At 45.1% G+C, this 24,546-nt stretch carries 24 protein-coding genes; 1 reads left to right on the top strand and 23 read right to left on the bottom strand.

Translation table 11 applies throughout. The annotated features are described in order from the left end of the window. Nucleotides 1-19: 19 nt before the first annotated feature. The 13 genes from DYI25_RS06640 to DYI25_RS06580 form a co-directional block, all read right to left on the bottom strand. Nucleotides 20-973 carry an alpha/beta hydrolase gene (locus DYI25_RS06640; RefSeq protein WP_213367624.1) on the bottom strand — a complete coding sequence of 318 codons (954 nt, stop codon included), beginning with the start codon at nt 971-973 and terminating at the stop codon, nt 20-22. A 34-nt stretch (nt 974-1,007) separates the two neighbouring features. Further along, nucleotides 1,008-1,739, bottom strand: a complete 732-nt coding sequence (locus tag DYI25_RS06635) for a 2-phosphosulfolactate phosphatase (protein ID WP_213367623.1) — start codon at nt 1,737-1,739, stop codon at nt 1,008-1,010. A gap of 3 nt (nt 1,740-1,742) precedes the next feature. Further along, complete coding sequence (locus tag DYI25_RS06630; protein WP_213367622.1) at nt 1,743-2,810, bottom strand: phosphotransferase family protein; 1,068 nt, start codon at nt 2,808-2,810, stop codon at nt 1,743-1,745. A gap of 31 nt (nt 2,811-2,841) precedes the next feature. Continuing rightward, nucleotides 2,842-4,011, bottom strand: a complete 1,170-nt coding sequence (locus tag DYI25_RS06625) for a thiolase family protein (protein WP_213367621.1) — start codon at nt 4,009-4,011, stop codon at nt 2,842-2,844. Nucleotides 4,012-4,028: 17 nt separating this feature from the next. After that, complete coding sequence (locus DYI25_RS06620; RefSeq protein ID WP_213367620.1) at nt 4,029-4,802, bottom strand: SDR family oxidoreductase; 774 nt, start codon at nt 4,800-4,802, stop codon at nt 4,029-4,031. A 13-nt stretch (nt 4,803-4,815) separates the two neighbouring features. Next, entirely contained in the window at nt 4,816-6,021 is a 1,206-nt protein-coding gene (locus DYI25_RS06615; protein ID WP_213367619.1) for an acyl-CoA dehydrogenase, read from the bottom strand. Between the two features lie 49 nt (nt 6,022-6,070). Further along, the gene (locus tag DYI25_RS06610; protein ID WP_213367618.1) at nt 6,071-7,216 is read right to left on the bottom strand and encodes an acyl-CoA dehydrogenase family protein; all 1,146 of its coding nucleotides are present in this window, start codon (nt 7,214-7,216) and stop codon (nt 6,071-6,073) included. A 154-nt stretch (nt 7,217-7,370) separates the two neighbouring features. Next, on the bottom strand, nt 7,371-7,778 hold the full coding sequence (locus DYI25_RS06605) for a MaoC/PaaZ C-terminal domain-containing protein (RefSeq protein WP_213367617.1): 408 nt from the start codon (nt 7,776-7,778) through the stop codon (nt 7,371-7,373). Beyond that, nucleotides 7,775-8,224 (bottom strand): MaoC family dehydratase N-terminal domain-containing protein, encoded by a 450-nt coding sequence (locus DYI25_RS06600; protein ID WP_213367616.1) that lies wholly within the window; start codon nt 8,222-8,224, stop codon nt 7,775-7,777. The genes DYI25_RS06605 and DYI25_RS06600 overlap by 4 nt, the downstream gene beginning before the upstream one ends. Before the next feature lie 17 nt (nt 8,225-8,241). Continuing rightward, on the bottom strand, nt 8,242-9,006 hold the full coding sequence (gene fabG / locus DYI25_RS06595) for a 3-oxoacyl-ACP reductase FabG (protein WP_213367615.1): 765 nt from the start codon (nt 9,004-9,006) through the stop codon (nt 8,242-8,244). 48 nt (nt 9,007-9,054) lie between these two features. After that, nucleotides 9,055-10,230, bottom strand: coding sequence for an acyl-CoA dehydrogenase family protein (locus DYI25_RS06590; RefSeq protein ID WP_213367614.1), 1,176 nt, complete (start codon nt 10,228-10,230; stop codon nt 9,055-9,057). A gap of 180 nt (nt 10,231-10,410) precedes the next feature. Next, nucleotides 10,411-10,722 (bottom strand): DUF3892 domain-containing protein, encoded by a 312-nt coding sequence (locus tag DYI25_RS06585; RefSeq protein ID WP_213367613.1) that lies wholly within the window; start codon nt 10,720-10,722, stop codon nt 10,411-10,413. An 82-nt stretch (nt 10,723-10,804) separates the two neighbouring features. Then, nucleotides 10,805-11,704, bottom strand: coding sequence for a superoxide dismutase (locus tag DYI25_RS06580; RefSeq protein ID WP_213367612.1), 900 nt, complete (start codon nt 11,702-11,704; stop codon nt 10,805-10,807). Between the two features lie 150 nt (nt 11,705-11,854). Between DYI25_RS06580 and DYI25_RS06575 the strand changes: the two genes are divergently transcribed. Then, nucleotides 11,855-12,904, top strand: a complete 1,050-nt coding sequence (locus tag DYI25_RS06575; RefSeq protein ID WP_213367611.1) for a M42 family metallopeptidase — start codon at nt 11,855-11,857, stop codon at nt 12,902-12,904. 149 nt (nt 12,905-13,053) lie between these two features. Here DYI25_RS06575 and DYI25_RS06570 read toward each other — a convergent pair whose 3' ends face one another. The 10 genes from DYI25_RS06570 to DYI25_RS06525 form a co-directional block, all read right to left on the bottom strand. After that, nucleotides 13,054-14,268, bottom strand: coding sequence for an acyl-CoA dehydrogenase family protein (locus DYI25_RS06570; protein ID WP_213367610.1), 1,215 nt, complete (start codon nt 14,266-14,268; stop codon nt 13,054-13,056). Between the two features lie 98 nt (nt 14,269-14,366). Continuing rightward, the gene (locus tag DYI25_RS06565) at nt 14,367-15,581 is read right to left on the bottom strand and encodes an iron-containing alcohol dehydrogenase (protein ID WP_213367609.1); all 1,215 of its coding nucleotides are present in this window, start codon (nt 15,579-15,581) and stop codon (nt 14,367-14,369) included. A gap of 33 nt (nt 15,582-15,614) precedes the next feature. Then, a complete protein-coding gene (locus tag DYI25_RS06560) occupies nt 15,615-17,144 on the bottom strand; it encodes an aldehyde dehydrogenase family protein (RefSeq protein ID WP_213367608.1) in 1,530 nt (509 codons plus the stop codon). 276 nt (nt 17,145-17,420) lie between these two features. After that, nucleotides 17,421-18,320 (bottom strand): R2-like ligand-binding oxidase, encoded by a 900-nt coding sequence (locus DYI25_RS06555; protein ID WP_213367607.1) that lies wholly within the window; start codon nt 18,318-18,320, stop codon nt 17,421-17,423. A gap of 25 nt (nt 18,321-18,345) precedes the next feature. Continuing rightward, entirely contained in the window at nt 18,346-19,863 is a 1,518-nt protein-coding gene (locus tag DYI25_RS06550) for a class I adenylate-forming enzyme family protein (protein ID WP_213367606.1), read from the bottom strand. 42 nt (nt 19,864-19,905) lie between these two features. Then, nucleotides 19,906-20,802 (bottom strand): MBL fold metallo-hydrolase, encoded by an 897-nt coding sequence (locus DYI25_RS06545; RefSeq protein WP_342032508.1) that lies wholly within the window; start codon nt 20,800-20,802, stop codon nt 19,906-19,908. 97 nt (nt 20,803-20,899) lie between these two features. Beyond that, nucleotides 20,900-21,898 (bottom strand): phosphotriesterase family protein, encoded by a 999-nt coding sequence (locus tag DYI25_RS06540; RefSeq protein WP_213367605.1) that lies wholly within the window; start codon nt 21,896-21,898, stop codon nt 20,900-20,902. A 15-nt stretch (nt 21,899-21,913) separates the two neighbouring features. Continuing rightward, nucleotides 21,914-22,888: a quinone oxidoreductase family protein gene (locus tag DYI25_RS06535; RefSeq protein ID WP_213367604.1), complete on the bottom strand. Its 975-nt coding sequence runs from the start codon at nt 22,886-22,888 to the stop codon at nt 21,914-21,916. Between the two features lie 11 nt (nt 22,889-22,899). Continuing rightward, nucleotides 22,900-23,691: an enoyl-CoA hydratase/isomerase family protein gene (locus DYI25_RS06530; RefSeq protein ID WP_213367603.1), complete on the bottom strand. Its 792-nt coding sequence runs from the start codon at nt 23,689-23,691 to the stop codon at nt 22,900-22,902. A 38-nt stretch (nt 23,692-23,729) separates the two neighbouring features. Continuing rightward, the gene (locus DYI25_RS06525) at nt 23,730-24,509 is read right to left on the bottom strand and encodes an SDR family NAD(P)-dependent oxidoreductase (protein WP_213367602.1); all 780 of its coding nucleotides are present in this window, start codon (nt 24,507-24,509) and stop codon (nt 23,730-23,732) included. Nucleotides 24,510-24,546 lie beyond the last annotated feature (37 nt).

Below are 24,546 nucleotides of genomic sequence, written 5' to 3'. Positions count from 1 at the left end.
TTCATTCCTCCTTATTTTTTTACTCAACTGGTTTAAGGGAACTTCTGTTCTTGAAAGCTTTTGATGCATCCTTGATTGCTTTTTTGCCGTCTGGCAGAAATTCGGTCATTCCGAGGAAACCATGGAGCATTCCAGGGACGCACACGTATTCCGTCTCTACTCCGGCATTTTTCAGTTTCATGGCAAAATGCGCACCGCCATCGCATAAAGGATCAAGCTCTGCTGTCATAATAAAGGCTGGCGGGAGTTGGGCAGTGACGTCATCGGGAATTAGCAACGGTGCGGCCTGAGGATTTTGTGTATCGGCTGGTGTGTTCAGGTATTGTTCACGGAACCAGTTCATTGTGGACTTCGTTAAATAGTAGCCTTCGCCGTATTTTTCGTAGGATGGAGTAAATTCAAAGCCTGTAGACGGGTAAAACAGCATTTGGTAAGCAATCGAAGGAGTCTGCCTCTCTACTGCAAGATAGCTGACAACTGCTGCGAGATTCCCTCCTGCACTATCACCTGCTACTGCGATAAAGTTTTCATCAATATTCAGCACAGCAGCATTTTCAAACACCCATTTTGCAGCTAGATATGAATCTTCTACTGCAACCGGGAATTTGCTTTCTGGAGCAAGACTGTAATCCACTGAAACTACTTTACATCCAGCTTCATTGGACAATGTGTGACAGAGGGCATCATGTGTTTCGATGTTGCCGATCACCCAGCCTCCTCCATGATAGTAAACAATGGCTGGCAGCTGTGACTTTCCAGTTCCTTGAGGTGTATAAATCCTGATATCTATTTCTCCATTAAATCCATTAATTTTCCGATCTTCCGTTTTTACCAGCTTTTCGGCTCTGCTCATTTGCTTTGCAGATTGTTCAAATCCCTTTCTAGCTTCCTCCAATGGCAGCTGTTCCAGTGGCGGAACAGGATTATTGGCAAATGCTTCAAGCAATGCCTTCACTTCTGGTTTTAATGACATAATCTCTCCTCCTTTTTATGTAAACGCTATCATTTTATACTGCAATAATCCGTTTTTTATCTATAAGCATAGGAACCTTTTTAAATATATTTTGTTGGGAAACGAATTCAATTTCCTTGTTAAACCCATGCTTGCTAAGCATTCTGCCGACTCGGGAGGTTTTTAGAATATCATCACTATTTTGATTGTGACCATGGTAGAAACTATACGCAGCATAAGCTGAATCGGTTAGGAAGAACTCGTCGCCGAATTGCTTGATAAGGCATTCAATAAAGCATCCCGCACCATGGAAATCTTCTACATTAAATTCATTGGAAGAACCTGAGCAGACAACCACAATCGTCTCACCCTGGTATTCTTTTAAAATATGTTTGGCAACTGCCTCGGAATTCATCAATGAAGCCGCATAAACCGCATTCGCATCGGCAGAGTTTTTGAGCGCAACCGTTCCATTAGTGGTGGAAAGAATGACAGACTTCCCCTCAATCTTCTCTTTCAATTCTAGTGGGTTAGGTGAAAGAAACCCGTCGATTGTTTTCCCTTGATATTCACCAACGAGAACGAAACTTTCTTTTTCCCTGCAGGCAGCTTCTTTTTCGGCTTCCTTCCCGTCTAAGACCGGGATTACTTCCTTGGCTCCAAACTCAAGTGCAGACGCAACAGTGGAAGTCGCCAGCAGAACATCAAAAACAACGGCGATTTTGTTGTCAGCCATTTTCTGTTTATCGATGTCCTCCTTTTTAAGCAAAAGGTGAACCTTCAACATGTTTCAGCCCCTTCTGTCATTTTTTCCTGCGGTGTAAAGGGCATATTGGATTAGGCTGCTGACAAACTTGTCAAGGTGCGCAAACCGGGGATCCTTCGTCTGTCCCTTTTTCCACCTGTAATAGATTTGTTGGCAAATGACTGCAAGCTTGAAATAAGCAAATGTTTGATAAAAATTCATGTTAGTCAGATCCCTGCCGCTTTTCCTTGCGTAGTGCTCCATAAATTCATCACGAGTCATGAAACCGGCTGTTATTGTGACCGGGGGCTTTCCCATCCCTTTTTTCAGAAGATCAGGGTCATCGGGTTCGATCCAATAGCTCATCGCAACACCCAAGTCGGCAAGCGGATCACCTACCGTTGTCATCTCCCAGTCGAACAATCCGACCATTTCGGTCATTTCCTCATTGAACATCGCATTATTCAATTTGTAATCGTAATGGATAATAGCCGGCGTTTCAGATTCCGGTACATTGCTCAGCATCCATTGCTTCAACTGCTCAACGCCTTGTACGATATCCGTTTCCGCCCGCTCGTATCGCCGGATCCAGCCGATGACCTGCCTTTCCATGAAGCCCTCGGGTTTTGTCATTTCCGTAAGCCTTGTCTTTGTATAATCAATGCTGTGCAGCTCTACAAGGTGGTTGACCATCGTTTCTGACAGAGACCTGCATATCTCTTTGCCAGGCGTAATACCTTCAGGAAAATCAGTGTCAAGGACAATACCACGTTTTCTTTCCATTACAAAAAACGGACTGCCAATAACACTTTCATCAGCAAACAAATATGGTTTTGGAGCAGCCGCGAAATGAGGGCTGATCTCTTTCAGGATTTTATATTCCCTTTCCATATCATGCGCTTTAGGCGCAACAGGACCGAGCGGGGGACGCCTTAAGACCGCCTCCCAGTGACCCATCTTCAGCTCATAGGTTAAATTGGATTTCCCAAAACTGAATTGCTCGATCGTCAGGTTATCTTCAGGAAGATTCGGCAATCGCTCCCTTAAGTATTTTTCGATAGTGCTAGTATCAAGTTCTTCCCCTTGTCTGATTGGAATCGTATCAGAAGCCATAAGTACCATTCCTCCTTTTAGGTGAAATTTTCTATTCTCTTTCAATGATGGTGGCGATTCCCTGGCCGCCGCCGATGCAAGCAGTGATAAGGGCGTACCGTCCGCCTCTTCGCTCAAGCTCGTAAACAGCTTTCGTAATTAGGATTGCTCCTGTCGCTCCCAAAGGATGTCCATGGGCAATCGCCCCGCCATTTACATTGACTTTTTCCATATCCATGTTTAGCTCCCTATCACAAGCAATGACCTGGGCCGCAAATGCTTCGTTAATTTCGATGATGTCCATGTCATCGAGGGTCAGACCAGATTTCTCAAGTACTTTTTTAACTGCAGGTACTGGCCCAATGCCCATGATGTTAGGGTCCACCCCGGCTACTGCCTGCTCCCTCACAATCGCCAATGGTTTCAAACCTAATTCTTGCGCTTTCCCCCTTGACATAACAACTAGCGCAGCTGCAGCGTCATTCAAGCCAGAACTGCTTCCAGCTGTAACTGTCCCACCCGGTAAAAAGGCTGGCTTGAGTTTGGCTAGGGCTTCCATAGTCGTTTGCGGCCGTGGATGCTCATCCTTGTTAAAAATGACTGGTGTCCCTTTTCGAACAGGTATCGTGATAGGGACAATTTGTTCGTCGAACCGTCCTTCAGTCATAGCTGCAGCCATTTTTTGCTGACTTGCAAGGGCGAATTCATCCTGTTCTTCTCTGCTGATCGAATACTGGTTTACTAGGTTTTCCGCCGTAATTCCCATTGGCGGATCGCCGATTTCTTTCGGAGACAGCTGGGACTTTCTAAAGCTTGGAGGCACTGGGCTGTATGCTCTTTCCGGTTTATCCATTAAATAAGGTGCCCTGCTCATGCTTTCGATGCCTCCAGCAACGTAGACATCACCAATCCCCGCCTTTATTGCCTGGGCTGCAAGATTGACTGCATTTATTCCCGACCCGCACTGGCGGTCAATCGTCAGGCCTGGCAATTCAAGCGAAAGTCCTGTTTTAAGGGCTGTCAGCCTGGCAATGTTTCCGCCGCCGCTGATGACATTCCCCATGATGACATCCTCGACCATTTCAGGCTGAACGTTCGACCTCCTGATAGCCTCTTTGATTACCTCCGCCCCAAAGACATGGGCAGGTACTGAAGCAAGTGCTCCTCCCTGCCTGCCGATCGCTGTCCGTATTGCAGATACAATGACTGCATCTCTATTCATGGTCGCTGCCTCCTTTTTTAAAGCACGTGTGTACCGCCATCGACAATGACAACATCACCTGTAATGTAATCTGATGCTGATGCTGCCAGGAATACTGCTACACCCTTAAGGTCAGTGTCAGAGCCGAATTTACGCAGCGGAGTTCCCTCAAGAATGACCTTACCGCCTTTTTCAAGCAGACCCTTCGACATCTTTGTCGGGAAGAAACCAGGTGCGATTGCATTGACATAAATGCCGCGCGGTCCCCATTTTGCTGCCAGGTCCTTTGTAAAAGTAATGACAGCTCCCTTGCTGGCGTTATATCCAATGGCATCCATAACCTTTGGGTTGGAACCCTTCAGCCCAGCAACGGAAGCGATATTGATGATTTTTCCTGATCCTTGCTCAAGCATGACCTTACCAGCTGCCTGTGACATTAAGAACGTTCCTGTCACATTGACATTCAAGACTTTTTGCCATGCTTCAAGCGGCATCTCTTCAGCCGGTGCGCCCCAGGAAGCTCCGCTGTTATTGACAAGGATATCGATTCTGCCGAATTTCTCTGCGGTCTGTTCTACCACGTTTTTCACATCTTCCGGGTTTGTAATGTCACATTTCAAAGCCAGGGATTCGACACCTATTTCCTTCAGCTTCCCGCTAACTTCTTCACAAGCTTCAACTCGTCGTGAGCAAACGACCACATTGGCACCTGCTTCTGCAAAACCAATAGCGATTTGTTCTCCAAGGCCACGGCCCCCGCCTGTGACAATCGCTACTTTTCCTTTAAGTGAAAATAGTTCAGATACATGCATCTATGAATCCTCCTTACATATATTTTTTCAGCTCGTACCTTGCAATAGCACGTTTGTGCACCTCATCCGGCCCATCCGCCAATCTTAGAGTCCTGATATTCGCCCATGCAGCTGCTAGGGTGAAGTCATCGCTAACACCTGCGGCTCCGAATGCCTGGATCGCCCTGTCGATGATTTTGAGTGCCATATTTGGGGCAACTACTTTGATCATCGCTATTTCAGCTTTGGCTTCTTTGTTTCCGACTGTATCCATCATGTACGCAGCCTTTAGTGTCAAGAGTCTCGCCTGTTCGATATCGATTCTGGCTTCCGCGATCCACTCCTGGATGACGCCCTGCTCGGCTAGCTTTTTTCCGAATGCAGTTCTTTGAAGGACCCGTTTTGACATCTCTTCAAGAGCTCTTTCAGCAGCACCGATCGTTCTCATGCAATGATGGATTCTCCCTGGGCCAAGACGGCCCTGTGCAATCGCAAAGCCTTTTCCTTCATCCCAAAGCATATTGGAGGCAGGCACTCTCACATTCTTGTATTCTATTTCCGCGTGTCCATGAGGGGCATGGTCATACCCGAAGACCGGAAGAATTCTCTTGATCTTGACACCAGGTGAGTCAAGAGGAACAAGAATCATAGATTGCTGCTCGTGCTTCGGTGCATCTGGGTTATTTTTACCCATCACGATCGCAATCTTGCAGCGCGGATCTCCAGCACCAGAAGACCACCATTTCGTACCGTTAATGACATACTCGTCTCCATCACGGAGAATGCTTGCCTGGATGTTCGTTGCGTCGGAGGAAGCGACGTCTGGCTCTGTCATCGAGAAGCAGGACCTGATCTCCCCGTCCAGAAGCGGTTTTAACCATTCCTCCTTTTGCTCTTCAGTTCCGTAACGGACAAGCACTTCCATATTGCCCGTGTCAGGAGCGGCACAGTTGAACACCTCTGGCGCGATACTTGACCTTCCCATAATTTCGCAAAGCGGTGCGTATTCCAGGTTGGTGAGACCTTCACCATATTCGCTCTCTGGTAAAAACAGATTCCAGAGCCCTTTTTCTTTCGCCTTATCCTTCAGTTCTTCCATGATAGGGGGAACTTTAGAGAATGGGTCATTTTTGTCAATTTGTTGTTTATAAAGCTTTTCATTCGGATAAATATATTCATCCATGAACTCTGAAAGCCTGACCTGGTATTCCTTGACCTTTTCCGTATGGTTAAAATTCATCCATATCACCTCTTTCTTTTTCGTACTAACTAGTTGGTATGTTCGCTTGTTAATATTCTTTTTCCAGCTGAGCAGCTATAATGTTTTTCTGGATTTCCGACGTGCCCTCATAAATTCTTGTGATTCGTGCATCACGGAAAAATCTTTCGACCGGGTAATCTGATATATAACCGATCCCCCCGTGAATCTGCACTGCTTTATCGGCGACCCTGTTGTAAACCTCTGAACCATAGAGCTTAAGCATGGCAGCTTCCTTGATAACCTTCTGACCGGAATCAACCATCCACGCAACTCGGTATGTAAAAGACCTGAGCGCTTCGATTTCAACCGCCATTTCCGCCAGCATATGGCTTACTGCCTGATGCTTGATAATCGGTTTTCCGAACTGGATTCTCTCTTTGGCGTAGGCAACAGACATGTCAAGGAGTTTCTGACAGGACCCCAGATTACGTGCAGCGAGGCCTGCCCTTCCATTGGCTAGTATTTTCAACGCATTTACATAGCCCTGACCTTCAGTGCCTAGAACATTTTCAACTGGAACCTCGCAATCTTCGAAAACCAATTCGGCAGAATGCGACCCCTTGAGTCCCATCTTTTTTTCCAATTTCCCGAGCTTGAAGCCAGGAAAGTCCTTCTCGACGATAAATGAAGTAATTCCTTTTGCTCCTTTTTCAGAGTCAGTTACTGCCATCACTGTAAAAACACTCGCCTCAATTGCATTTGTAATATAGTGCTTCAAGCCGTTCAGCACATATTTATCGCCTTTTTTTACAGCTGTTGTTCTTAAGTTTGCCGCATTCGATCCGGCATCAGGTTCTGTCAGGGCAAAGGCACCGACTTTCTCTCCGCTAGCCATACCAGGCAAATACTTTCGTTTTTGCTGCTCATTGCCAAGCTCGACGATTCCTACAGTACCGATTCCAGTGTGGGCGCCAATCAAAGTCGTATAGCCATTGTGCGTCTGGCCGATTTCTTCATACAGTGCACATTTTTCCACCATTCCGATGCCCAGTCCGCCGTATTCCTCCGGTATGCTTAATCCGAAAAGCCCCAACTCCCTCGATAGCTGTATGATGTTTTCCGGAATTTTGTCATCTTCCTCGATTTGCATGGCAACAGGCTCGACTTCACTCTGGATAAAACCACGGACATTTCTTTTTAAAGCCAGTAAATCCTCATCAAAATCAAAGTTCACTTGTTTTTAACACCTCGTTTCTGCTATTTCTAAATTAGAAATTCGAAAGTAAGAACAGAATAATGCGATATTCCTTAGGTTTTGTGTTTATTCCTGAATCTGTCAGAACCTATAGTAATAAACCCAGCACCGCTCTGCCGGGTCTTTGTTTTTATTAAGAAGCATACCGATGATACAGCACATCTCCCTTAATGACTTCATTGCCATTTTGATTGACTGCGCGAACATTGAATCGGAGGATGTTCTCATTTTCCTCCGCTAACTCTGCCTGGAGAGTGACAACGTCATTCAGGAACACCATTCCTTTAAATCGAATCGTATAATCCTGAATGAAGCCTTCCCCGTAAAAGTCGGTAAAAAGTTTTGACAGGTTGCCCATTGTCCACATACCGTGTGCGATGATCCCCGGCAGTCCCACTTTTTTCGCTTCTTCATCGATTGTATGGATCGGGTTGTAATCTCCTGAAGCACCAGCGTATTTAATAAGGGTAATCCTGTCGACCGGATCCAGCTGAATTTCCTTTATGGATTCTCCTACCTTCAATTCTGCTAAGCTACTCATCCAATCAGCACCTTCCTTACCGCTTCCGTGATAATGACAGTTTGGGTGGAGGAAAAGACTATTTTTCCGGATTCGTCCTCACCAAAGCTTTCTAATACAAGGAAGCCCATTTCACCCTGGGTTCCTTTCTTTTCGAAATAATTTTTGATTACTGAGTAACAGGTTATTTCTTCACCTACAAGCAAAGGGCGCTCGTAATGATAAGTCTGTTCCCCATGTATCAGACCTTTATTAGGAAGATTCAGTCCCTCGATTGTTCCATAATCAAAAACCCTTGGAAAAGTGGGCGGGGCAATGTTCCTGTTATATCGTGAGTTTTTGCCGGTTTCCTCATCAATGAAAATGGGATGCAGATCGCCGATGGCTTCAGCGAATTTTTTGACAGCGCCTCGTTCCACAATGTTTTTTACTTTATTGGACTGTTTGCCAATATGCTCTTTAAACACTGACTCTTCACCTCACATTAATTTTTGGGCCCGCCAGCCACATAAATGACCTGGCCGTTGACAAAGGACGATTTTTCATCAGCAAAGAAGGCGACTGCATTGGCAATATCAGCTGGTTTTCCGCTCCTGCCGACCGGAATGCTCGCGACACTGTGTTTAATCAGGTCATCGAACGAGATTCCGATTCGAGCTGCGGTTTCTTTCGTCATTTCCGTCTCGATGAAGCCTGGAGCGACCGAGTTGGCTGTTATTCCATAACGTCCAAGTTCAATAGCAAGAGTTTTAGTGAAGCCCTGGAGACCTGCTTTTGCCGCTGCATAGTTTGCCTGGCCCCTGTTTCCAAGTGCGGATGTTGACGAAATGTTGATGATTCGGCCATATTTCTGTTCAACCATGTACTTCTGAGCTGCTTTCGCAGCATTGAACGAACCTTTCAGATGGACATCCATGACTGTTTGCCAATCGGAATCCGTCATTTTGAAGAGCAGATTATCACGGATGACACCTGCGTTGTTCACAAGGACGTCGACAGATCCAAAAGTGTCATGCACTTCCTTCATTGCCTGTTCAACCTGTCCTGCGTCCGTCACGTTCGCTAATTTCGAGTAAACTTCATACCCTTTCTCACGTAACTCGTTCGTTGTTTCCGCCAATGCTTCCTCATTCAAGTCGATAAAAGCAACCTTTGCTCCTTCCTCAGCGAAAAGCTGAACGATTCCTTTTCCGATCCCCCTGCTGCCTCCCGTCACAAAAGCAACTCTTCCATCAAATCTTCCTGCCATTCTAGTTCCTCCTCTATCTAGCAAACTGTTAACGCTTTCATTTGTTGGTTATACAAACTGACCGATTTTCACGTGCCCTTTCAATAGGTCCCTGGCGATAATCATACGCTGGATTTCATCAGTGCCATCGTAAATTCTCCAAAGTCTTGCTTCACGATACCAGCGCTCGATTGGCAATTCCCTCGTGTAGCCCATACCGCCATGAATTTGCATGACACGGTCAACAACCCTATTCCCCATATTGGAACCATATAATTTCGCCATCGATGCCATATGCCTGTTATCCTCTCCGGCATCCAAAGTATAGGCTGCGTTGAGGACGAGCCATCTTGCGGCTTCTATCTCCACTGCTGAATCGGCAATCATCCACTGAATAGCTTGTCTTTCTGCAATCGGTTTACCAAAGGTAATACGCTCTTTGGAATAGTCAATGGCCATTTGCAGCAAGCGTTCCGCAGCCCCAATCGCCCTGGCACCAACAACCCACCTTGCAAACCCTATCCATTCAAGGCCCAATTTATAGCCTCCATCGACTTCGCCCAAGATGTTTTCCTCTGGTACGCGGACGTTGTCAAACACCAGCCCAGCCGGCCCCCATTCGCCCATCGTATGTATAAATTCTGATTTCCATCCCATATCCCGATCGACAATAAAGCAAGTCACTCCGTCACGGCCTGTTGCACGGTGCTTTTCTTTATCAGTTATCGCGATGACCATGACAAAATCAGCTTCATTTCCGCCTGTTATAAAAGTTTTCTCGCCATTTAGGACCCATTCATTGCCGTCCTTTACAGCCGTCATTTTAATGTTTCGGGTATCCGATCCTGCGCCTGGCTCTGTCATCGCGAAACACGACTTTTTCTCCCCGTTGATGGTTGGGATAAGGTACTTTTGCTTTTGCTCTTCATTTCCATAATAAAGAATGTTGTCTGCTGAACCGCCAAACTGGAAAGGCACGAACGTTTTAGAAACTTCCATCAGGACGATGGCCATCATCATCTGGCCTAAATCTGCCCCGCCATATTGTTCCGGTGTATTGATCCCCCAGAATCCTGCCTCTTTAGCTTTCAGCTGGAGCTCACGCAATTTTCCGGGAGGAAGGCTTGGCCGTCCTTCTCTTTCGTTTCTTAAGACTTCATTTTCGAGTGGCATTAATTCTTTTTCAACAAAGCGGCGAATCGTCTTTTGAACCATTTTTTGTTCTTCCGTAAGGCGTAAATGCATTCAAGTCACTCCCATCTTATTCTTGAATTCTGATAGTCTATTAAAATGTATGTCTTGATTCTGTATTACATACCTACCGGTTGGTATGTTAATTCAATTTTAGATTGAAATTTCTGAAAAATCAAGTTATTTCTAGTTGGAAATGGAAAGAGTATAGAAAAAGCAGGGAATACCTCCCTGCTAAAAATGCGGTAAGTTATCAAGGTTGTTTTCTTTAATTCCATCGGGTTCGCTCCTGAGAATATCACGTCCATATTTATGGAATACATCAACATGTGCTAGCTTCCCGTCCTTAGCCTCAGACAGCGCAGAAACATAGTCCAGCTCCCTTCCGCTTTCTGTTTTAAACGCAATCAGGTCGCCATCATCATTTTTCCTGACAGCAACAATTTGCTCTTTTCCTGGTTGTTGTGAGTTGGCTTCCATCTCCGCTTGTCCCTGGCTTTGTTCCTTGTATTCATTGTAAATCTGGTTAAAGTCTTTGTTTTCCATATAAAACACCTCCCGAACATACGTTTAGTCTTTGCTGTAGGGAGGCTTTTATACAAAAAAAGGGTGGCAATATGTCACTTCTCTAAAATGGCTGCCATGCCAATGTCCTAGCCTTATTAAACCGCTGCTCGACTTCTTTCCAGTTAACGACGTTCCACCAGTTTTCAACATATTTTGCCCGTTCGTTGTTATACTGCAAATAATAGGCGTGTTCCCAAACATCCAATACGAGTAACGGGACAACATCCCATTGCGATAAATTCTGGTGTTTTTCTGCTTGGAGGATTTCCAGACGGTGCGATCTTGGTGACCAAACAAGGATTGCCCAGCCAACAGCCTCAACATTTTTCGCTGCTTCTGAAAAATGTTTTTTAAATGTATCAAAGCTACCAAATGAATCGTTAATCGCTTTTCCGAGCTGGCCTTTTGGTGAGCCGCCGCCATTAGGGCTCATGATGCTCCAAAAGATCGTGTGAAGATAATGTCCGGCCCCATTGAATGCCGCTTCTCTTTCCCAGTGTTTAATCAATCCGAAATCCCCATTTTGTCTTGCCTTCTGCATTTCTTTTTCAGCTTTGTTCAATCCATCCACATAGCTTTGATGATGCTTTGAATGGTGAAGCCTCATGATTTCTGCTGCTATCACTGGCTCAAGTGCATTATACGCATATGGCAAAGGTGGCAGTTTATGTCCTCCTATCGGGACTGGCTGCAGCCTTTGACCTTGCTGACGCTCATTTTCTAAATCAGAGCCGTTTAAGTAACTGTCCAAATCGTCATACAAGTTTCTTGCCTGAGCATATAGTGTTTCGTCATCCAATGAGTGTTGAGCTTCTTGTTTCAATGTCAGGAGATTTTTCTCCCAGTTTTGTAAACTGGCCTCATCACCAGACCCCCTGAGCTGCCCTTTAACGGAAGCAACTTTTGCTTCCATCTGATTACACCATTCAAGTAATGAATATTTGAACCAATAACCGTTCATTTTATCTCCTCCCCAAAACTGCATCCATAATCAAAATATGAATAGACTGGGTTTGTGATTACAGTAATACAAGATAAATGGTTACTTTGATTCAGGAAAAAAGTTTATAATAAGAATTATGTGAAGATTTTTTATGAGAGGAGTTTTATAATGGCATACCCGAACACAGATGAAACAGTAAGCTTATTGAAGGAATTGGTCAGCATCCCAAGTCCTTCGGGAAATACGAACGAAGTAATTACATATGTTGAAAAGTTTTTGAATGAAATGAAGGTTGAAACAAAAAGGAATCGCAAAGGCGGATTGATTGCGACTCTTCCAGGGAAGGATCAGCAAAACCACAGAATGCTGACTGCCCATGTCGATACTCTCGGAGCGATTGTAAAAGAAATCAAGCCAAGCGGCCGGCTAAAACTTGATTTGATTGGCGGGTTTAAATACAACTCCATTGAAGGTGAGTATTGCGAAATAGAAACTTCAAGCGGGAAAAAGTTGACTGGCACTATACTAATGCATCAAACCTCCGTCCATGTATATAAGGATGCAGGGAAAGCAGAACGCAACCAGGACAACATGGAAGTACGTCTTGATGAAAAAGTACATAGCGTGGATGATGTGAGGGCACTAGGAATTGAAGTTGGAGATTTTGTTTCATTCGATCCACGTGTTCAAACAACACCTTCGGGATACATTAAATCACGACACCTTGATGACAAGGCAAGTGTCGCCATCCTGCTTCAATTGATTAAACAAATTAAGGCTGAAAACATCGAATTGCCATACACAACACACTTTTTAATTTCCAATAACGAAGAAATTGGCTATGGAGGAAACTCGAATATCACACCGGAAACCGTTGAGTACCTGGCGGTGGATATGGGTGCAATGGGTGATGGCCAGTCAACGGATGAGTACACAGTTTCCATCTGCGTAAAGGATGCGAGTGGCCCGTACCATTACGAGCTAAGGAAAAGGCTAACTCAACTTGCGATCGACAATGAAATCGGCTACAAGCTCGACATCTATCCTTTTTATGGCTCTGACGCCTCAGCGGCAATCCGTTCAGGACACGATATCATCCATGGGCTGATTGGACCAGGAATTGACTCATCCCACGCATTCGAAAGAACACACAAAGATTCGATTGAAAATACAGCTAAGCTTCTATACCACTACGTACAGTCTGAAATGATATTTTAAATTTAAAAGGTGATCAGCTTCTATTTGAAGTGATCACCTTTTTTTAGTCCCTGTTAATGATATATGGGATTACGGTAAAAAACTGTTTCTAAAGAAAATGAATCTAATATAAATATAGTATTAGCTGTGAAGTAATTTCTCCTATTGCTTTAATTTATAGCCTCTTCTGTAACACTTTCAAACGGCCAGGCAGGAAGCATATTGGACAATGACTTATCGACTCGATATCCTAAAACATACTCTCCCTGCATGACTGTGTGAATTTCTCTTGTTCCTTCATAAATCACAGGTGCTTTGGCATTTCGTAAATATCGTTCAACTGGATATTCGTTGGAGAATCCGTACGCTCCGTGTATTTGGACGGCATCATTTGCGGCTTCATAGGCATAGTCGCATGCCTGCCACTTGGCCAGTGAGGTTTCACGGGTATTCCTTTTCCCCTGGTTTTTCAGCCAGCCTGCACGGTAAACAAGCAAGCGGGACTGTACAAGGCCTGCTTCCATCCTGGCGATCATCTGCTGGACAAGCTGGTGCCTGCCGATCTCTTTGCCAAAGGTACTTCGTTCATGGCAGTATTTTACACTGGCCTCAAGGCTTGCCAGGATTGTACCGCATGCGCCCGCAGCTACTGTAAAACGGCCATTATCCAATGCAGACATCGCGATTTTAAACCCGTCTCCCTCCTGGCCTAACAAGTTTTCTTTCGGAACTTTTACATTGTCAAAGTATAATTCTCCGGTATTTCCTGCCCTGATCCCGAGTTTTCCTTTTATCGCTTTGGATGAAAATCCTTCCCAGGTTCTCTCCACAATAAAGGCAGAAATGCCGTGGTGTTTTTTGCTTTTATCTGTATAAGCAAATACAAGAAAATGATCCGCTGCATCACATAATGATATCCATGTTTTTGATCCATTGAGCACATAGTGGTCTCCTGCGTCCCTCGCCGTTGTCTGCATGGCCGCCACATCGGACCCTGCATTAGGTTCGGTAAGGCCGAAAGCTCCTACCTTCTGTCCTTTTGACTGAGGTACCAGGTACTTTTGCTTTTGTTCCTCACTTCCCCACTGGAACAATGTCATGCTGTTCAGTCCTGTGTGCACAGAGACCGCGGTCCTGAATGCTGTGTCGCCGCGCTCAAGTTCCTCGCATACAATCGCAAGGGAATTATAATCCATACCGCTGCCGCCATATTGTTCCGGTATACAGACACCCATAAGACCCAGATCGGCAAGTCTTGTTAAAATACTGGTTTCAAAATGCTGTTTCTCATCCCATTCTTTTATATATGGCATGATTTCCTTGTCTACAAAGCTCCTGACCGTTTTTCTCAATAGCTCTTGTTCCTCTGTAAAATCAAAATTCATTATATGTGACCACTCCTTTATTAACTCGAACTGTTAGGATAAACCCTCACTGTAAAAAGAGGGTGAATCACGGACGGATTACCCTCTTTAATCCATTTTTATTTAACGCCAATCGGCACGACCTGCTGGCCGACAGCCTGAATCAATTCTTTTGGCATCGGGAAGGAAACTGCGGCAGGATCCTTGGCAACAGCACCCGCAACTCGCTCCAGGTCTTCCTCGGTCAAGTTGTATTCAGTAAAGTCAGACGGCAATCCGGTCTTATGCTGAAGCAAGCGCAATTTTTCAATGACTTTTGCCAGGACGGCTCCATTTTCCTCAGCAGCATCAAAGTCAATCCGCAATGCCGAGGCGAGCTCTTTTACCTTTGGAAGATACAAACTTGGTACATATTCCATCACCACAGGCAGGAATACGGCATTTGCCAGTCCATGCGGAATTCGGAACAATGCTCCATATGCATGGGCGAAATTATGTACCGGTATAGCGTTTAAAGCAAAACTGAATGCAGTGATTCCCATAAGGCTCGCCTGAAGCATTTCCATTCTGGCGTCAAGATTGGATCCTTCTGCTACTGCAAGAGGAAGGTTTTTTTCAATCAGCCTGATTGCATGCAAAGCATGGGCATCAGTCAGTGCAGTAGCATTCGGGGATGCAAATGCCTCAATCGCATGGGTCAGTGCATCAAAGCCGGTAAAAGCTGTGATGGCTGGAGGCAGTCCTACTGTCAAATCAGGATCCAGCACCGCGATGTCCGCGCTGATGAAAGGATTGATGATATTCCCTTTCATTTGAATATCTTCATGGAAAATGACCGCGATTGGCGAGACCTCTGATCCAGTTCCAGCTGTAGTTGGAATTGCAATGTGCGGGATCGGGATATGGGTTGCCTTTGGGAATTGCTCGAATAAAAAGCCGCCAGGAATCGCCTCTTTGATGTCGGTTAACCCTTTATGCATTGCGAATTTAACTCCCTTAACCGTATCAAGAACGCTGCCGCCTCCGACAGCAAGCAGCCCGTCAGCACCCACTTCCCTTGCATACCGAAGAGCTTCATTCACCGACCGGCTTTCCGCATCCTGGGCAATGTCGACATAAATCCCGGCAAGTTCAGGGCCGGTACCTTTACTGGTTAACTCAAAAATCCGGGCAACTTTTTGTACTACTCCGGCTTTTTCTAAACCCCTGTCACTAAAAAGAACCACCCTTTTTGCTCCTAATCCCTTAAACAGATCAGGTACCATGGCACGTGAATTTGAACCGCTGTAGATAGCTGATCGAAGAGAGAATTGCGATAATGTTGTCGTTTGCATCCTTTTCACCTCATTTTATTTTTTAGAAATGATTTATTCTTCCGTGTCGGAAAGAAGCAGGCCGTACCATGTCCGCTTATGAGCTTCTGGTACCATCGATGTGTGCACATGCTTGATTTGAGTGTAGGCATCGAGTGAATGCTTGCCCATCTCGCGTCCGATTCCACTCTGCTTGTATCCGCCAAACGGGGCATCATTACGAAGCATATGCCAGTCGTTAATCCAGACAACACCCGCCTGAAGCTTGCGAGTTACTTCATATGCTTTATTCACATCCTGTGTCCATACTCCGGCAGCAAGGCCATAAATGGAGTCATTCGCCATACTGATTGCTTCCTCAACATCTGTATATCGAATGACAGACAATACAGGTCCGAAGATTTCTTCACGGGCAATTTTCATGTCATTCGTTACATTTGTGAAAATCGTTGGTTCAATGAAATGGCCATTTTCACAGCCTGCAACCTTTCGTTCTTTTCCGCCGCAAACAAGGGTTGCACCTTCTGCTTTTCCTGCTTCTATATACGATAAAATCGTCTCTTTTTGCTTTTTGGAAATAACCGGGCCAACATCAGTAGCAGGATCAAGTGGATTGCCAAGCTTTATTTTCCCAGCCAGCTTCACAAGATTCTCTGCAATCACATCATGCAAATGATCCGGAACAAACAATCTCGTCCCAGATTCACAAAGCTGGCCCGAATGCAGGAACACTCCAAATAAGCTTCCTGGCAGGGCGATGCTCAGGTCCGCATCCTCGAGAATGATATTAGGAGACTTACCGCCGAGCTCCAGTGTCGTGTTCTTCACTGTTCCTGCTGCAAGCTGCATCACCTTTCTGCCTACTTCAGTAGACCCTGTAAATGCAATCTTATCGACATTCGGATGACTGGCTAGTGTCTCGCCTACCTCAGCACCTGGTCCAGTCACGACATTAATGACTCCTGGCGGAACGACCTGTGAAATGATTTCAGCAAGCTTCAAAGTCGATAAAGGGGTGTAGCTTGCCGGCTTGACGACAACCGTATTTCCCATCGCCAGTGCTGGAGCGATTTTCCATGTCGCTATCACCATTGGCAGGTTCCATGGTGTAATTGCAGCGCAAACTCCGATTGGTTCACGCCAGATAAAATTATGTGCCGGTCCTTGGAATGGCGGACTTGGCAGCGTTTCAGAGAATTCATATTCTTCAACGAACTTGGCCAATGTCTGGAACAAATCGACCATTTGCAGAATATCGTTCGCGCCAATTCTCCTCACCGTCCCGCCGGAACTGACCGCTTCTAGATAAGCCAATTCTTCAGCATGGGCAGCTATTTGATAGGAAATAGCATAAAGCACCTTCGATCTGTCCTTTGGCTTCATATCCTTCCAGTCAGTTTCATCAAATGCCTTACGTGCTGAATCAACGGCCCTGTCCACATCGGCTGCATTCCCTTTTGCCACTCGTGCCACCAATTCTCCAGTCGCCGGATTAAAGACATCAAATGTTTCCTCGCTGCTCGCTGCCTCCCATTTTCCATTAATAAATAGAGGGAATGTTTTTACATCGACATTTACTGTCATTTTGCTTCCTCCTTAACTTATAAAAAATTTTTCTTTATACCCTTTATTGATGATCGTTTTCAAAGATTTTCACTTGTTTTAGCCTCCATTCGTGAAACCTTAGATATATCCACCTTGTCATTCGGCAAGAATTCATTAATTCGACCACTTTTCCGATTTTTTCGACCACATTTGTTATTTATTCGATCACATTTGTTATTAATTCGACCACATATTCGATTTATTCGACTACATTTTTAAATATTTCGACCAGGCTCCATTTTCTTGCCTGTTTAACTAAACTTCTAAAACTCCCATCTCAGCCTCTGAGACCCTATAAATCTCTTCAATCCGCTTGCCTCTTGCGCGAGACAGGATTTCCATCCGGACAGAGAGCTGTTTCATTGTAAAATTCATCGTATCTTCAATCTGGTTTCCGAAAGTACTTACATCCTTGTCCCGGAATCCCTCCTGGTTCAGGCGGATGGCAAGCGGCGTAAGTTCCTGCATTTTTCCCTCAACAAACTCGTATAAATGAGGATGCTCACAAATCTGTCTTTGCAGCAGGAAGGTTCCATAGCCAATATGCCTTGATTCATCTCTTTTCAAATTGCCGATTCCTTTTAGCAACCCTGGCATCAAACCAAGAGTTTCAAGGTTTTGATAGAATGAGTAATAGCCAGTTTCAGCAAGGACTCCCTCAACGAACATATTGTAAACAGTTGCTGCTTCGGCTATGGCTTCAGGTGACTGGTCTGTCAGCAGGCGGTCCATTGTAGTTGGCAGGATTTCATAGAAAATCGTTTTATACGTTTCTGTATGGTGTACTGATAGATCACCTGTTTCACCCAACGCATTCAAGACAAGGCGGAAGAATTCAGTATGCTTGGCTTCTTCGAACAAGAAGGTGGTTAAAAACATCTCTTCCTCTAACCTGCCTTCCTTGGCGATTGTCATGATCAGCGGCAGCAAATCAAGAGTAACGGCCTCCTCACCAGCCTGGAACTGTGAAATCAAACGCAAAATATCATTTTGCTGTTCGGCATTCAGCTGCTTCCAGTCCTCTTGGTCCTGGGTAAAATCAATGTCTGCCGGGTTCCAGATGCCGAATTTCTTTGCTTTTTGATATAGCCTGAAAGGGAATGAATCTGTCTGCAATCCCCGCTTGCTGGTTGTTAAAATGGTTCTTTGCTCCACTTGCACTCCTCCTCGATAAAAGCCTTCATTTTGCGATGATATTAGCAGCTGTTTCTCTTAAACGAGTTTTCAGGATTTTGCCGACACCATTCCGTGGCAAAGCTTCCATAAAAACAATGCGTTTCGGTGTTTTGTTTTTGGCTAGATTGTCCTGGCAGTAATAGATCAGTTCTTCTTCTGTTGGAGTTGCTCCCGGTTTTTTCACGACACAGCCAACGATTTCCTCACCCATCCGTTCATCAGGGACTCCAACGACAGCTGCTTCTGAAACAGATTCATGGGCGTTCAGCAGCTCTTCAATATCACGGGGGTATACATTAAAACCACCCCTGATTACCAAATCCTTCTTCCTATCGACAATATAGAGATAGCCTTCGTGATCAACTCTGGCCATATCACCTGTAAACAGCCAGCCCATCTTTATGACACGGTTTGTTTCTGCACTATTCTGGTAGTATCCAGGAGTAACATTGTCACCAGAAACGATCAGTTCCCCAACTTCTCCTACGGGGACTTCCCTGCCCAGATGATCCACTATTTTTATGTTGACCCCTGGAAGCGGTATTCCGACTGAACCTGGTTTTATTTCAATTTTTTTATTATGAGCAGTAACGATTGGAGCTGCTTCTGATAATCCATAACCCTCAAACACTTTCGCGCCGAATTTCTTGCTAAAACCGTTCAGGAGAGCAATAGGCAGCGGTGCGGACCCTGAGCCAATCCACTCAAGGGAGGATGTATTATATTGGTCGGCTTTTGGGCTGCCAACCATTGCATGGATCATAGCAGGCACTGCGGAGAATGCTTTTACTTTATAGGTCTCAATAGCTTTGAAAATTTCTTCTGGGTCAAACTTGGAAAAAACAACAACTGAACTTCCCGTTATATAGCATGTATTCGATATCGTAAGCCCGTATACATGCGCTAACGGAAGGACGCCAATCGTAACGCCTCTTTCGGTTTCATTATGGGCTGCGGAGTTGACTGCATTGGTGTAGAGATTTTTGTGGGTCAATAGAACGCCTTTCGGATTTCCAGTCGTTCCTGAGGTGTATAAAATCACAGAGGTTTCGTTTTCATTAGAATCATCATCGGTGTCAGCTGATTCCATAGACATCAGATCATAGAGGTTTATCACATCATCACTGCCGGGAAGATCAGTCACTACCAGGGTTGGTTTGACTTCCAGGACTTCAATAGCCTTTTTTATATTTTCTGCTGTATAGGAAGAGGAAATGATAACTTTGGCTTCGCAATTTTTGATGATGTACTGAATTTCTTTTGGATGCAGGGTGAACATGATTGGAACAATGACTGCGCCACTCCTGGTAATGCCTTGATAGGAAAATATCACTTCAGGGTTATTTGGCATACAGACGACAACCCGGTCGCCCTTTCCCACTCCGAGCTTATGGAGGCCATTCGCAATCTGGTCAGCATATTTCCTGGTTTCTATATTGGTATACTGTTTATCGTTATAATAGATAAATGGATATTCACCATATTTATTGATATTATTTTCAAGCAGCTCTTTCAGCTTCATTTAATCCTCTCCTGTTAAAAGTATAAGAAGCTTTGGCAACTATCAGATCAGCTTATAATAAAAAATTGAACCTCTTTCCACTTTCATCACCTCATTTCGTGCTTCCATCAAATCAAGATGACCCTGTATTTGGGAGAGTCCAAGAAAAACGATTCCACCCTTTAAGTGTGGGTAGACCTCCTGGCAAATCTCGTAAACATTTTTATCACGCTCTTTTAAAACCTGCTCAATTTGCTGGCAGCGTGCATCCTGCTGAGCTAATCTTTTATCAATGAGCTCAATGTGCTGTGTGAAGGGTTTTCCATGTCCTGAATAACATTTTCCGAGTTGTCTGCCTCTTGAGCGGATCAGTGATTCCCTATATTGGATCAAGGGAGCCGGACGATGGTTATTTCCTGGCAATGGAGGTTCAATAAAGGCGTTGACCGCCAGCTCCGGGATTATATGATCACCGACAAATGTAATACCCTTTTGTTCGTCTATCAGAAGAATATCCGTCTGGCTATGGCCGGGAACATGGACTACCATATAAGGTTTTCCACCTATGTATACATCATCACCTTCACTTACATAATGGACATCACGCCAAATTTCCTCTTTGTATCTGCGCGCATGCTGATGAACGGAAGGGTCAGCACCACATCGCATGATAAAATCATTAAAAAATTGATTGATTCTATTAAATTCTGTTTCTCCCCCAGTAACCACAGGCCTGGCAAGGTCATGTACATATACGGGAAGGCCGGCTTCCTGTTGAATCAGGCTGACTCCACCGGAATGGTCCGTATGCATATGGGTCAAAATGATGTGGTCAAAGTCTTTAAAACTGAGTTTTTGGTCTTTTAACAGAGATTTAAGCTGGTAAAAGGATTTCTCGCCTGGATTCCCGGCATCCACAAGTGTTGCAGTTTCACCAAGAACGGCATAAACGACAACAATCCCTTCAGAAAAAGGCGAATCCAGTGTCAGCGGTATGATTTTTTGGATAGGTCATCGCCCCTTTCTATTAGAATCTGATTCAGCTCTTAGACTGTTTCTAGGAAACTATCTTCGCAGGAGCTCCAGTGAAAAGTCCAACTGCATTTCCGCCGAGCATCTTATCAATTTGTGTTTCAGACACTCCGTTTTCCCTAAGCTGTGGAAGAATATTGGTAAAAATATGGCCTGGCTGCCAGTTCTCCATGATCTTCGCTGCTTGTTCTGGCATAACAGGCGGGCGGCCGAGCCAGATATTCACTGTATCATGTGCCAGTAGAATTTGATCTTCGTAGCCTTCATTTAGTAAAGCCAGCAGAGTCTGTACCCGTTCATGGTCAAAAGGTGCACCTACCATACCCTGGATGCCGAAACGATCCAGGCCAATCCGAACGCCCTGGTCCAGAACTTGCTTATGATATTCGGGGTCGGTATTTCCACACATATGGCCGATGATGATTTTTCCAGGATCTGCTCCGTGTTCAATCAGTAATCTGACTTGTTCAGGTCCCATTGTTCCTTCCTGGGTGTGGGTGAGGATTACTGCGCCAGTTTCCTGTTGTACACGGGCGCCCGCACGGAAAAACATCTTTTCATACTCTGTGATTTCATCTTTGCTGGACGCCAACTTGATAACCCCAGGTTTTACACCGGAACCTGCGATACCCTCGGTGAGCTCTTTCTTGAACATTTCATAAATCTCTTCTTCCGCTGTGCCTAATGCCTGCCTGAACTTAAAATAAGGGGTTGCCCCTTCACCCTCGTAATAGTAACCGGTGGCACAAATAATCTGGAGACCCGTAGCTTCCGAGATTTTCTTTAAAAATTCCGGGTTCCTTCCACATTCATTTGGTGTAGGATCAACGACTGTCTTCACACCAAAACTCTGAATGTACCTGGCAATGTTGATTGCCTCTTTCAAAGCTGATTCTTCATTAAATCCACCCAATGTCACATCCCCATGGAAACCAGGATATCCAAAAATAAAGTGTTCATGAATCAGCGTCTTCCCTAATTGCTCCGCTTTAATAGGACCAGTTACCGTATTAATCGTTGCCATTTAGCACACCCCTTATTAAGGTTTTAGAATCAACTTTCCCTTCGTCTGCCGTGATTGCAAAAGTCGATGGACTTCTGCTGCCTGCTCGAGCGAGTATACGCCACCGATTGTCAGTTTTAATTGCCCCTTCGATAAATACTCCAGCATTTCAGCCATGCTAGATTGAATCAACGCTGGCTTCCTCATGATTTGAGGCAGGAAAAACCCAATGACAGACTGGTTCCTGGCCATCAAAGATGATGGATAAAAGCGGCTCTGCTCGCCGCTGGCAACTCCATAAATAACCAGCCGCCCAAATGTGGCAAGACATTTCAAAGTTTTATTGAAAATTTCGCCCCCTGCCATTTCGAGTGCGACATCGACCCCTTTGCCGCCGGTGGCTTCCAGGACCTTTTCCTCCCATCCTTGTTCAGCGTAATTCACAAGTACATCCGCCCCCATTTCAGCGGCCAATGCAAGTTTATCCTCTGTGCTAGCAGTCGCTATGACTTTGCTTGCGCCTGATAGCTTGGCTAGTTGGACAGCCAGGGTGCCTACTCCTCCAGCAGCTGCATGGATTAACACGGTTTCACCTTTTTCCAGACGTCCCATCGTTTTCAGGATGTGATAAGCGCTCAGACCTTGAAGCGGGAGTGCGACTGCTTGCTCAAATCCCATATTATCCTGCAAAGGAATCAGCCCGCGGCTATCTGCCAGGGCAAATTCAGCGTAACCTCCTGATTCAATCAAGGTAACGATCCGGTCACCTGGCTGGACATTTGTTACAGATTCTCCTGTTTCGACTACAACTCCCGCAATTTCTGCTCCAGGGATAAACGGGAGTTTAGTAGGAACCACATACTGTCCTTCTCTTCTTGCTGTGTCCGCATAATTAACACCGATCGCATGGACTTCAATTAATACTTGATGACCTGTAGGAACTTGGCGCTCCAACTCTACTAATTGGAGTACCTCTGGACCGCCAAATTCTTTCAATTGAATAGCTTTCATAATTTGCCTCCTTAGTTGCCTGTAAAGTTTGGTTTTCTTTTTTCTTTAAAGGCTGCAATGCCTTCTTGATGATCTTCCGTGGATACCATCATTGTCTGTGTAATCCTTTCCTGCTCAAGAATTTCTTCCAGGCTTGCTGTCATTGAATGGTCGACCAGCTTCTTAATCATTCCATATGCTCTAGTCGGCCCATTTGCCAGCTGAACGGCGAGCTTAAGTGTCTCATCCTGTAACTTTGCTGCAGGCACGAGAAAGTTTATGACTCCGAGCTGGTATAAACGCTCTGCCGGAATTGGTTCTGCAGTGAACATGAATTGCTTTGCGAGATGTGGACCTATGAGTCTTGGGACAAAATAAGAACCCCCGCCATCAGAGACAAGGCCTACCTGCGAGAAACTCAGCGCAAATTTACTGTCATCAGCAGATACAATCAAGTCACAAGCAAGCGCAAGGTTGAAGCCTGCCCCAGCAGCAAAACCATGAACAGCTGCAATGATTGGCTTCTCTAAAGCTTTCATTGCAAGGATACACTCATTCAGTCTGCCAATATGGTCATAAACACCGGTCGCGTTTGCCTGGCCCATCGTTTTTACATCGCCACCAGCACTGAACGATCGGCCTGCCCCGGACAAAACGATTACCTTTACCTCCGGGTCGTTCTGTGCTTCTCTCAATGCATCCGTCAATGTAAGAATCATTTCCGGGCTGAAGGCATTCAAGCTTTCGGGTCTGTTTAAGGTCAAGGAAAGCACTGCTCCATTTTTGTTAATGACCAAGTGGTCACTCGTCTTAACATTCGTCAAAGAGATCACCCTTTCTTGGATTTAATAGAATCATAAGCTTATTTAATCAACCAGCCACCATCAACGAGAATGTCAGAACCCGTCATGTAGGAAGCTTCTCGTGAAGCGACAAAAGCAATCACATTCGCAATTTCATCTGGATTGCCAGCGCGCCTTAGGGCAGTATTTTTTCTGATTGCTTTTACAAATTGTTCATTCTTCATACCCTGCTCAGTCAGTGGAGTTTCCACGAAGCCAGGTGATACTGAATTGACCCTGATCCCGAATGGGGACAATTCCAATGCCAATGCTTTTGTAAAATTGATGACACCAGCTTTGGCTGCGCTATAATGGGGGATATGGGCTCCTGCCTGGTGTCCGGATAAACTGGCTACATTCACGATCGAACTATTTTGAGGATAACCTCCTTCCTTCTCTGCACTTTGTGCCATTAGCTTTCCTAGCGTTTTCGAGACCAGGAAAACACTTTTTAAATTTGTATTTTGTACAAAGTCCCAATCACTGGCTGAGGTGTCCAGGATTTTTGAGTGGACCGAACCGCCAGCATTATTGACTAGTACATGCAATTCGCCAAATTGCTCCTCCACGTATTCTGCTAACTCCTTAATATCTTCCTCATCGGTTACATCAGCTGGAAAGATTTCAGCCCTGGGAAGCTTATGGTATTCATTTATTTCTTTTGCCGCTCTCTCAAGCTTAGATTTCGTACGCCCCACCAATATTACTTTTGCGCCTTCGCTGGCAAACCGGGCAGCGGCCGCTTTTCCGATTCCGCTCCCGGCTCCTGTAACAAGAACAACCGTTTCTGCGAATCTCATTCCTAGCACCTCCTGATAAATGCGGAATATTCAGTTA

This window comes from Mesobacillus boroniphilus (assembly GCF_018424685.1).
Classification (GTDB): Bacteria; Bacillota; Bacilli; order Bacillales; family Cytobacillaceae; genus Mesobacillus; species Mesobacillus boroniphilus_A.
The sequence above is the reverse complement of the archived record's forward strand: the minus strand, read 5'-3'. Positions and strand labels throughout refer to the sequence as shown.

Coding starts and splice junctions, on each gene's coding strand:
- DYI25_RS06630 (WP_213367622.1), bottom strand. CDS start 2,810: ATGGCTTCTGATACGATTCCAATCAGACAAGGGGAAGAACTTGATACT.
- DYI25_RS06640 (WP_213367624.1), bottom strand. CDS start 973: ATGTCATTAAAACCAGAAGTGAAGGCATTGCTTGAAGCATTTGCCAAT.
- DYI25_RS06550 (WP_213367606.1), bottom strand. CDS start 19,863: ATGAAGCTGAAAGAGCTGCTTGAAAATAATATCAATAAATATGGTGAA.
- DYI25_RS06525 (WP_213367602.1), bottom strand. CDS start 24,509: ATGAGATTCGCAGAAACGGTTGTTCTTGTTACAGGAGCCGGGAGCGGA.
- DYI25_RS06560 (WP_213367608.1), bottom strand. CDS start 17,144: ATGACAGTAAATGTCGATGTAAAAACATTCCCTCTATTTATTAATGGA.
- DYI25_RS06565 (WP_213367609.1), bottom strand. CDS start 15,581: ATGCAAACGACAACATTATCGCAATTCTCTCTTCGATCAGCTATCTAC.
- DYI25_RS06625 (WP_213367621.1), bottom strand. CDS start 4,011: ATGAATAGAGATGCAGTCATTGTATCTGCAATACGGACAGCGATCGGC.
- DYI25_RS06540 (WP_213367605.1), bottom strand. CDS start 21,898: ATGGCAACGATTAATACGGTAACTGGTCCTATTAAAGCGGAGCAATTA.
- DYI25_RS06605 (WP_213367617.1), bottom strand. CDS start 7,778: ATGAGTAGCTTAGCAGAATTGAAGGTAGGAGAATCCATAAAGGAAATT.
- DYI25_RS06575 (WP_213367611.1), top strand. CDS start 11,855: ATGGCATACCCGAACACAGATGAAACAGTAAGCTTATTGAAGGAATTG.
- DYI25_RS06535 (WP_213367604.1), bottom strand. CDS start 22,888: ATGAAAGCTATTCAATTGAAAGAATTTGGCGGTCCAGAGGTACTCCAA.
- DYI25_RS06580 (WP_213367612.1), bottom strand. CDS start 11,704: ATGAACGGTTATTGGTTCAAATATTCATTACTTGAATGGTGTAATCAG.
- fabG (WP_213367615.1), bottom strand. CDS start 9,006: ATGGCAGGAAGATTTGATGGAAGAGTTGCTTTTGTGACGGGAGGCAGC.
- DYI25_RS06635 (WP_213367623.1), bottom strand. CDS start 1,739: ATGTTGAAGGTTCACCTTTTGCTTAAAAAGGAGGACATCGATAAACAG.
- DYI25_RS06585 (WP_213367613.1), bottom strand. CDS start 10,722: ATGGAAAACAAAGACTTTAACCAGATTTACAATGAATACAAGGAACAA.
- DYI25_RS06590 (WP_213367614.1), bottom strand. CDS start 10,230: ATGCATTTACGCCTTACGGAAGAACAAAAAATGGTTCAAAAGACGATT.
- DYI25_RS06615 (WP_213367619.1), bottom strand. CDS start 6,021: ATGAATTTTAACCATACGGAAAAGGTCAAGGAATACCAGGTCAGGCTT.
- DYI25_RS06620 (WP_213367620.1), bottom strand. CDS start 4,802: ATGCATGTATCTGAACTATTTTCACTTAAAGGAAAAGTAGCGATTGTC.
- DYI25_RS06570 (WP_213367610.1), bottom strand. CDS start 14,268: ATGAATTTTGATTTTACAGAGGAACAAGAGCTATTGAGAAAAACGGTC.